Annotated in this window: 5 protein-coding genes and 1 pseudogene; 2 read left to right on the top strand and 4 right to left on the bottom strand. The window is 67.1% G+C overall.

Going from position 1 to position 6,965, the window contains the following annotated elements:
* Together FVW27_RS20810 and FVW27_RS04150 are read right to left on the bottom strand one after the other, a co-directional pair.
* Window positions 1–544: pseudogene (locus tag FVW27_RS20810) on the bottom strand (AAA family ATPase); the annotation flags it as partial.
* A 32-nt stretch (window positions 545–576) separates the two neighbouring features.
* Window positions 577–1,695 (bottom strand): type IV pilus twitching motility protein PilT, encoded by a 1,119-nt coding sequence (locus FVW27_RS04150; protein ID WP_167122992.1) that lies wholly within the window; start codon window positions 1,693–1,695, stop codon window positions 577–579.
* A 325-nt stretch (window positions 1,696–2,020) separates the two neighbouring features.
* On the opposite strand from FVW27_RS04150, the gene FVW27_RS04155 reads away from it, so the two are divergent.
* Complete coding sequence (locus tag FVW27_RS04155; RefSeq protein ID WP_167122994.1) at window positions 2,021–2,821, top strand: prepilin peptidase; 801 nt, start codon at window positions 2,021–2,023, stop codon at window positions 2,819–2,821.
* Window positions 2,822–2,900: 79 nt separating this feature from the next.
* Here the strand turns inward: FVW27_RS04155 and FVW27_RS04160 are convergent, their stop codons facing one another.
* The gene (locus FVW27_RS04160) at window positions 2,901–3,692 is read right to left on the bottom strand and encodes a lytic transglycosylase domain-containing protein (RefSeq protein ID WP_243838201.1); all 792 of its coding nucleotides are present in this window, start codon (window positions 3,690–3,692) and stop codon (window positions 2,901–2,903) included.
* A 20-nt stretch (window positions 3,693–3,712) separates the two neighbouring features.
* Here FVW27_RS04160 and FVW27_RS04165 point away from each other — a divergent pair, with 20 nt between their 5' ends.
* The gene (locus FVW27_RS04165) at window positions 3,713–4,384 is read left to right on the top strand and encodes a DUF4124 domain-containing protein (protein ID WP_167122996.1); all 672 of its coding nucleotides are present in this window, start codon (window positions 3,713–3,715) and stop codon (window positions 4,382–4,384) included.
* A 132-nt stretch (window positions 4,385–4,516) separates the two neighbouring features.
* On the opposite strand, the gene FVW27_RS04170 is transcribed toward FVW27_RS04165, so the two are convergent.
* Window positions 4,517–6,965 (bottom strand): prepilin-type cleavage/methylation domain-containing protein (locus tag FVW27_RS04170; RefSeq protein WP_167122998.1); only part of this gene is annotated, 2,449 nt, incomplete at its 5' end.

Raw genomic sequence — 6,965 nt, forward strand, 5'->3', positions numbered from 1 at the left:
CGGGGGCCGTGCGCGCGGGGGCGGCCAACGCTTGCGCTGGCCCCTGCGCGGGTGCGCTGCTGACCGTGATGTTGGTCGCCATGGGGGCGAGTGCGGCGGCGTCCTGAAGGGTGCTCGACCTTCCGTCAGCCCCCGGCCGTCCGTCAGCTCCCGGCCGTCCGTCAGTACGCCTCCCTTCGTCAGCCTCCGCGCCCCCATCGGCTTCCGCGTCGGGTGCGGCGGGCGCACCCGGCCCCCCATCCGGCCCGGCCAGCAGTCCGGACAGGTGCAGGGCAAAGGCCTCTGCACTGGCAAAGCCGGGGTCCAGAATCAGATGCGCGGTCACTTCCGGCTGCTCGGCAAAGGCGCGCAGCAGGCAGCGGCACAGGGTACTCTTGCCGGTGCCCACATCGCCCAACACCACGTTAAGCCCGCGCCGCAGCCGCACGGCTATTTCCAGCCGGTGCAGGCACAGTTCGTGGCCGGGCGCGCGATAGTACGAGAGCGGGTCTGGCGAGGTGGAAAACGGCTCGCGCGAAAGACCCAGCAATTCAAGATAGTTCATGTCTTGTCCCCGGCACCCGTGAGGGGCGCCGATCAGAAATCGTCATCCGCAAGGTCCGCCGCGCTGCCCGGGCGGCCCATGGCCGTGGCGTTCACCCCGGCCAGATACGGTTTGAAGCGCGGCTTGTCGGCCACGTGCACGGCGGCGTCGCGCGGGTTGATCAGCCCCGCGCCCAGCAGCCGCAGGATGTCGTCGTCCAGGGTCTGCATGCCCGCGTTCTTGCCGGTTTGCAGTACGCTGGTCAGCTGGTAGGTTTTGCTTTCGCGGATCAGGTTGCGCACGGCGGGCACGCCCAGCATGATTTCCAGGGCAGCCACGCGACCCGGCCTGTCGGCGCGCGGAAAGAGCACCTGCGAGATGACGGCCTGCAGGGTTTCCGAAAGGCTGGTGCGGATCTGGGCCTGCATTTCCGGCGGAAACACCTCGACGATGCGGTCGATGGTCTTGGGCGCGGAGATGGTGTGCACCGTGGACAGCACCAGGTGCCCGGTTTCCGCTGCCTCCAGCGCCAGGCTGATGGTTTCCAGGTCGCGCATTTCACCCACCAGGATGATGTCCGGATCTTCGCGCAGGGCGCCGCGCAGGGCGGCGGCAAAGCTTTTGGTGTGGCGGCCCACCTCGCGCTGGTTGATCAGGCACCCGCGCGGCTCGTGCACGAATTCCACCGGGTCTTCAATGGTGATGATATGGTCGCGGCGGTGGGTGTTGGCGTGGTCGATCATGGCCGCCAGCGTGGTGGACTTGCCGCTGCCGGTGGGGCCCGTCAGCAGCACGAGGCCCTTGGGCAGCATGGCCAGGTCGCGCAGCAGCGGGGGCAGGCCCAGCGACTCCACCGAGGGGATGTTGCCGGGAATTTCGCGGAAGGCCGCGCCCACGCCGCGCTCGTGGCGATAGAAGTTGGCGCGGTAGCGGGCCATGCCGGGCACGGCGTAGCCGAAGTCCAGGTCGCCGCTGGCGGCGAATTCGTCGCGCCGGGCCGGGGGAATGATCTCGTCCAGCATGGCGGCAAGGGTGGCGTCGTCCAGCGCGGGGTGGTCCAGCCGTTGCAACGTGCCGTGCACGCGCACCATGGGCGTGCAGCCGCTGGAAAGGTGCAGGTCAGAGCCGCCAAGCCCGTGCAGGATGTGGAAGAACTGGTCGATGCGTGCCATGCGTGGTTCCTTGCGCCGTGCGGGCGGCGGTGGGGGATGTGTGCGCCGGTTCGGAGGCAAATCGGGGCAGTCCGGGGCCGGCTTCTTGCTGGCCTGAGGTTGGTTCGCGTCCGGTCGAATCCGGCTGCATTTTCGTTGGTCGGACCGGGGCGGATGCCCCTTCCAGCCTTCCGGATGCCCTGCTTGCCGCCTTCCGGATGCCGCCTTTCAGGTTGGCCCGATCCTATGCGGATGGGCGGAATAATCAAGTATCGTATACTAATGGCGCGTCGCGGCCCCTTCTGCTAGAAGTCGCTTGCGCAACGCTGAAGAAGGAGCCCACACCATGCCGTACACCGACCCCGCCGTCTTTCCATGGCTTGCGCTGGTGTTGGGCCTTGTGCTTGGCAGCTTCTACAACGTGTGCATCCACCGCGCCATCGAGGGGCAGTCGCTGCTGTGGCCGCCATCGCACTGTCCGCACTGCGCCGTGCCCCTGCGCCCGTGGCATCTGGTGCCCATCCTCAGTTACCTGGCTCTGCGCGGGCGTTGCCATGCCTGCGGCCAGCGCATCAGTCCGCGCTATCCCATTGTCGAGGCCGCGTCCGGCCTGCTGGCCCTGCTGCTGGCGCTGCGCTTTGGCGCCACGTGGTCCTTCGCCGTATACATGGTGTTCGGCGGGGCTTTGCTGGTGGCCTCGTTCATCGACTTTGAAACGTTCATCCTGCCCGACGTCATCACCTTGCCCGGCATCGTGGCCGCCCCGGTGGCCGCCGTGCTGCTGGACATGCCCCTGGCCGACAGCCTGATCGGCACGGTGGCGGGCGGCGGCGTGTTCTGGCTGGTGCTGGCGGGCTTCAAACGGGTGCGCGGCATCGACGGCATGGGCCTTGGCGACGTGAAGCTGATGATGCTCATCGGCGGGCTGTGCGGCTGGCAGGCCCTGCCCGTGGTCACGCTGCTGGCGGGCCTTTCGGCCCTGCTTGCCGCCGCGTGGTTTCTGCGCCGCCGTGAAGAGGGCCAGACCGCGCGCGAGGTGGCCATTCCCTTCGGGCCGTTCCTCAGCCTGGGCGCGGTGGTGTACATGCTGTACGGCCCGGCGCTGGTGCGCTGGTGGTTCGGGGTTGTCACCGGCAAGCCCGTCTAGAGCCATCCTGGTTTGGAGACAGCCCGGGCCAGCAGCCATCCTTTTTTCAACGGGCGAAAGGACGATTTAGAAACAGCCTCTACCGTGAAAGCCGCGCATACGTATCCATCACCTTGGTCACGTACTGCTGCGTTTCCGGTATGGGCGGAATGTCGCCGTGCTTCGCCACCCGTTCCGGTCCGGCATTGTAGGCAGCCAGCGCCAGCGGCAACTCGCCGAAGCGGTCCATGAGCGACTTCAGGTAGCGCACGCCGCCCTCCACGTTGGCGTCGGCGTCGAACGGCGCGGAAACCCCAAGGTCGCGCTGGGTGCCGGGCATGATCTGCATCAGCCCCTGCGCTCCGGCGGGCGAAACCGCAGTGGGGTCGTAGTTCGATTCCACGGCGATCACCGCCTCCACCAGACGCGGGTCCACCCCGTGGCGAGCGCCGTGCCTGGCGGCCAGCCCCTTGATGCCCACCGGCCCCACGGCCTTCACCAACTCCTGCACCCTGAACCGTCCGAACACCCGGTAGCGCGTGTCGCCCTTGGGCTTGTCGGTCAGGTGCACCACGCCGTCCTCGTCCACGTAACGGTAGATGGTGACGACCTCTCCAGCGGGCGCAGCGGCGGCGAGGCGGGGCAGGGGTGATAGCCAGGACCCGGCAACGGCCAGCAGCAGCGCGGTCGCGCCAAGCCGTTCGCGCCATCCGGCCCGCCCTGCCTCGGTGTCCTGTCCGTTCCGTCCGTTGCCCCCGCTCCGTCCGCGCCATCCGCTCCATCTGCTCCATCCGGCCCCCCTTCGGGGCGTGGCCGATGCGGGCTTGGTGGTGTATGGTGCGCCCTGGGGGCCGGATGCCGGAACGGGTATCGAACGGGGCCTGAATGTCATGTGATGCATGGGAGGTACCGATGTTTTCGCTGCGTAGGCCGGGTGCGCCGCTGGCGGCATTGCTGATGGCCGGGTTGCTGGTGGCGCCGGGCGTGGCCCTTGGCGGCAAGGTCTACATCTGGACCGACGAAAAGGGCGTGAAGCATATTTCCGACAAGCCTCCGGGGCAGGCCCCCGCCACCATGAAACGTCTTTCCGTAACGCCGAGCGAGGGGCGGCCAGCCGTCCCGGGCACCCCCAATGCCCCCGCCGGGGACGAAGGCGGCGCGCGCGTGGTGGACGGCGTGTTGATGAAGCCGGACGGCAACCCCGTCATCGGGCCTGATGGTCACCCCGTGCATGTCGGCCCCGACGGCCGGCCCCTGCAATCCGGCCAGCCGGGTCAACCGGGCATCGGCCCCGACGGCCAGGTGCCGCAAACCATCCAGTCCGGGGCGGACCCCAAGGCGGAAGAGCGCGAGGCCCTGCAACGCCGTCTGGAGGAACTCCGGAAGGAAAAGGACGCCTACGACCTAGACAACCGGCGCGCCCGCGCCAAGGGCGATGGCTATGCCAAACAGCGTTCGCGCTACCAGCAGAACGAGGTGGAAGGCCGCATCAACGAGGTGGAAAGCCGCCTCAAGCTGCTGGACGGGGGTGGTGAATCCTCCGGCGGCGCTGCGGGTGTCGCTGGCGGCGAAGGCGCCCAGTAGATCGCCCTATCCGCATCGCCACGTCTACGCGCCCCCGGCACCCCAGGGGGCGCGTTTGTTTTTCTGCGTTGGCCGCGTTGCGCACGTAACCGTGCACGTCACGGCGCAAACTTCCCGTAACCTTTGCGGCTCCTATTGTTGAATGGGCGGCAGAAAGCCCTTGCCGCCGCGCAGGTCCAGTTGCAGGCCGAAGTCGTCGAAGTAGAAATTGTCGCCCGTTGGCCCGCTGGTGACGATGGCGATCCCCTCTGCCGGTGAGTACACCGGGTTGGATGCATCGTAGGCTGGTGACAGCAGGTTGGAGCTGCGGATGATGGTGTTGGTCAGGTTGGTGCCGTTCAGCCGTTCTCCCAGCGCGGACAAGCCCGTGACGCTGTTCACCCCGTCCCACTGCACCAGCGAGAAGTGGTCAGTGGATGCGGTCCACTGCTCGTAGTCGTCGGGTATCCAGTTCAGCGTGCCGGCGGATGATGCAAGGCGCGGGTTTCTGATGCGCTGGCTGGTGGTGTACGAGGTGTTGGCGCCCGGCGAGGTCGGGTTGTAGGGAGTGGCATCGCCCGTGGTGGAACTGCTGGTGGTGTTGTCCGCGTAGTATACCCGTATGAAGTCGGTCTTGGCGCCCACGCCCGCCGTGCTGATCACCGCGTGCTGCACGTTGTCCACCTTGATGGCCTGCCCGCTGCCGAAGCTGCCGTTGCTGGTGTCCACGTTGGTCAGCACCAGGGTGCCCTGTGCCGTGCCGGAGGCCCAATCGCCGCTGGTGACGATGGGCGGCCCGATGACACGCGCCTTGGCCCCGCTGGTGGTGGTTATTTCGTCGCCATAGTTTATGCGCAAGGTGCCGCCCGAGCCGTTGGTCCCGCCACCGTTGCGGAAGGCCAGTTCCTGCCCTTCCACCAGCCGGGTCAGCATGGTGGACCAGTCTTTCAGGCTGTATGTGGGGCCGCTGCTGTTGTAGGTGATGATGCCCGATGCCTGCCCCAGCAGCTTGTATGCCAGCCAGCGGAAGTTGCCGTTGCGCCGTTCCCACAGCATGATGGCGGGTTGCGAAAGCCTGCTGCGTTCCCGGTACAGAAAGCCGCTGGTGGTGATGGTCTGGTCCGACGAGGTGAACAGCGGCCCGGGGTCGCTGACGCTGTTGTACCCCGGAATGAGCGAGGAAGGGATGTCGCCGGGCAGATACCACGAACCCCAACCAAACAGGATCACGTAATCCTGCTCCAGCCGGAACCGCACGAAGGATATGCCGTACCCGTCAAGGTCGTCCGATCCGCTGTTGCGCCCCCGGAACAGCAGCCCGCCGAAATACTGGCCCGCCGTGCTCTGGTTGGCCACCTGCACCTTGAATTGCAGGTCGTAGCTGGAATTGCCCTCTGTATCCGCCCAACCCTGTGCAAGGTTGGCGGACGTATAGCCCCAGTTGAAGAACAGCGTGCTCCATTGATTGCTGCCGGTGAACCAGTTGTACAGGTTGGCCAGCCCGGTGGTGGCGGCGGCCTGCATGGAGGTGACATGCAGCGAACCGCTGGATATGGCGTGCGTGCCCAGGTGCCCTTCGCTGGCGCTGCCCGTGTACCAGGCGTTCAAATTGTCGAAGGTGTCCTGGTACTTTTCCTTGCTGAAGTTGCCGCCGCCCAGAATCCACCCGATGGGCACATTGTAGATTATCTCTCGCGGCAGCCCGCCGGGCGGTGTGCCGGTGGAGTGCAGGCGCAGGTACGCTTCCAGCGTGATGTTCGCGTCGGGGGTCAGCGCCAGGCTGGACCAGGTCGCGCCCTGTCCTTCCACCAGCCGCACGTCTTCCAGGGTGCTGCCGTTCTTGCGGCGGTACACGTAGGCCACGCGTCCGGTGTGGGTGGCGCCGTCGCGTATGGTGAACATGCCGTTGACGGTGGGAAAGGCGGCGGCGTTGCTGGCGCTAAGCGTAAGATTGCCGCGTTCCGTCACGGTCTGGTTGGCGCTGGGCTGCGCGCTCAAAAAGATGTCCGTGCCCGATGCGATAAGCGGCGAGGGCGTGCTGGTAAGGGTGAAGGTTACCGTGTCGCCGGAAACGGAAATGTTGCTGTAGCCATAGAAGGTGCCCCCGGTACCCGCGCGGATGCGCCCGGACGTGTTGGCGGGCAGGGTGGGCGGCGTGCCGTAGGCGCGCGTGGTCAGGGTGGTGCCGGTGTTGCCGGTCACCTCGTACCAGTAGGGTTCCACGCCCAGGGTGAACGAACCTGCGTTGCCCGCCAGGGTGTAGGTGGAACCGTCCATGGTCTCCAGCAGGTTCTTGCGGGCCTGTTCGTCGCCTGCCGCAAGAAACATGCTGCCCGCCGCGCCAAAGCCCGATTCCGCAAGGTAGTAGGCCTGGTCGCCCTGCACGGCGGCGATTTCACCCATCATGGATCCGGTCATCATGGGCACCATGGTGGCGGCCAGCACCGAAAAGGCCACGATGGTCACGATGGCGCTCAGCAGCACCGCCCCGCGTTGCCCGGCGTTGCGGGCGGTGCCCGTGACGTTGCGTGTGGCGCCCATGGCGGTGCCGCTGTCCGCCTGCGCGGCGGCGTGGCCCCGGCGCAGGGCACGGGCCGCCACC

The organism is Nitratidesulfovibrio liaohensis (assembly GCF_011682075.1).
Classification (GTDB): domain Bacteria; phylum Desulfobacterota; class Desulfovibrionia; order Desulfovibrionales; family Desulfovibrionaceae; genus Cupidesulfovibrio; species Cupidesulfovibrio liaohensis.

Coding starts and splice junctions, on each gene's coding strand:
- FVW27_RS04150 (WP_167122992.1), bottom strand. CDS start 1,695: ATGGCACGCATCGACCAGTTCTTCCACATCCTGCACGGGCTTGGCGGC.
- FVW27_RS04155 (WP_167122994.1), top strand. CDS start 2,021: ATGCCGTACACCGACCCCGCCGTCTTTCCATGGCTTGCGCTGGTGTTG.
- FVW27_RS04160 (WP_243838201.1), bottom strand. CDS start 3,692: ATGACATTCAGGCCCCGTTCGATACCCGTTCCGGCATCCGGCCCCCAG.
- FVW27_RS04165 (WP_167122996.1), top strand. CDS start 3,713: ATGTTTTCGCTGCGTAGGCCGGGTGCGCCGCTGGCGGCATTGCTGATG.